The sequence below is a fragment of the Photorhabdus noenieputensis genome, from assembly GCF_018448935.1.
In the GTDB taxonomy this organism is placed as follows: domain Bacteria; phylum Pseudomonadota; class Gammaproteobacteria; order Enterobacterales; family Enterobacteriaceae; genus Photorhabdus; species Photorhabdus noenieputensis.
This window is the reverse complement of record NZ_RCWC01000107.1, coordinates 1-1,763: the sequence shown is the minus strand read 5'-3', so window position 1 is coordinate 1,763 and position 1,763 is coordinate 1. Positions and strand designations below refer to the sequence as shown.

The 1,763-nt window shown below is 44.7% G+C and carries 3 protein-coding genes; 1 reads left to right on the top strand and 2 read right to left on the bottom strand.

All coding sequences use genetic code 11. From position 1 onward, the window contains the following. The first annotated feature begins 207 nt into the window (after window positions 1-207). A complete protein-coding gene (locus EAE91_RS23330; RefSeq protein WP_214090519.1) occupies window positions 208-405 on the top strand; it encodes a DUF7706 family protein in 198 nt (65 codons plus the stop codon). A 58-nt stretch (window positions 406-463) separates the two neighbouring features. Here the strand turns inward: EAE91_RS23330 and EAE91_RS23325 are convergent, their stop codons facing one another. Both EAE91_RS23325 and EAE91_RS23320 read right to left on the bottom strand, forming a co-directional pair. Then, a complete protein-coding gene (locus EAE91_RS23325; protein WP_214090518.1) occupies window positions 464-901 on the bottom strand; it encodes a hypothetical protein in 438 nt (145 codons plus the stop codon). 2 nt (window positions 902-903) lie between these two features. Continuing rightward, the coding region (locus tag EAE91_RS23320; RefSeq protein ID WP_280520310.1) for an RHS repeat-associated core domain-containing protein at window positions 904-1,763 on the bottom strand (860 nt) is incomplete at its 5' end.

The following is a 1,763-nucleotide window of genomic DNA, read 5'->3' as shown; positions in this document are numbered from 1 at the left end:
CAGCCGGCTGCCTGTCTGGCCGAACAATCGGTTGAATGAGCTGCTGCCCTGGCCTGAGAATCCCTTCCGTTAACATCCCATTTTGTTGTTATCTGACCACGCAAGGTGAGTTCACCGGAACATTACGCAACAGGCCCAACTGCGGGAAATTAAGCAGCAGATGCAGGCGTTGATAACCGGTTTTGCGGGTTAAGGGGAGAGCATGAGATGACGATAGCGATTGAACATTTGCAGGACATTCAGTTAACCCACACTGAAGCGCTGGCCTTAGCCCAACTGGTTAAGCGGCTGAACTGGGCGGAGATACGCGCCTGTGCCGTGAATGACAAGGAAGCGTATCAGATTAAGGATGCGATTTCTAAGCTTCAATCCGCTCTGGCTTACCGTGGGTATGCGCCACGGTAGATCATTAGAAGGCCGGAAGATCTTGAAAGATCTTTCCGGCCTGTTTTTATAGTTGTGATTAGTCAGTTAATTCAAAGAACCATTCAATAAAAGAATTAAAATCTTTCCATTGTGGCTTTAATTTCCCATCAGAAAAATCTTTCATTGCTTGTCCTAAACTCAATTCTAATATTTCACCCGTTTTCCTATTATAAAAAAAACCATATTCTCCCTCAAAACTATCTAAAGGAATATATTCCTCAGGTAGATTAAGAGACTTATGCATTCTTTTTATATCTAACATATAGTTAGAGTTAATTATGAACCAACAAATTTGATAAATTTCACGATTTCTACTGTAAAATGTTGGTCCATCTTCGGCGTGCAAATAGAACTGGGAAAAATCAGATTCCAGATTAATATTTATGTTAATCAAAGCATTATGATATTCAGTGGTAACCCCTTCGTACCACCACCCTTGATTCTTAAGATACTCTTTTACTTTGTCAGATAACATGTTTATATCCCACATTTTCTAGGCTTTCTAATCTTCAATTCAGCTTCAGCTCTGTTTCGCCAATATGCATCACGATCTATATTAAATTGATCTCGATTAACAGGGTTAATTGGATGCCCATTCGGCAAATGTGGATGAAGTGCTTTAGTTCCATAATATTTCCGATGAGTATCAGCCGAAAGCTCAAATAATGATCCTAATCCGTTTTGTTTGGAGTGATGTAAATTTATCTGTGAATATTTACCGTCCTTAACAACAAAAGGACTTTTACCATCTAATGCTAAATCAATATTTGTTTTTATTCCATTTCTTGTATTAACAGGCAGATCCCAATCAATAGCTTGCTGATAAACAGTATGGGTACTTCCCGACGGCGCGTTAAAAATAGATGGTGTAAAGAAACCACTTAGCCCCAGAGGATCAACCCAGTTCGCCGGATTATGGACGTACGCATACGGATTCAGACCCCCATTTAGCCCTAGCGGGTCGGTACTCAGGTAACAACAGCCTTCCGGCAAATAATAGCGGAACCGGTTATAGAATAAACCACTTTCTTCATCAAAAAGTTGCCCGGCGAATCGGAGGCCCGGGTCCAGTTGCGGGTTCTCGCCGTATCTGCCCAGCCGCAGCCCGTACAGGGACTGCTTCGGCCGCCGCCACACCCGTTTACCCGTCGGGTCGAACAGCGCCAGCGGCTCGCCGGTCGGGGCGCTGACCGCATACTGGGTCTGCACCTCCCCGGCCATCAGTTCCACCCGGTTGTCCAGATTCAGCGTAAACGCCTGCGTCTGCTGCGCTATCAGTTCCCAGCCGTCAAACACCAGATGGCGGATCATTTTCAGCCGGCCGTGCTGATACTCCC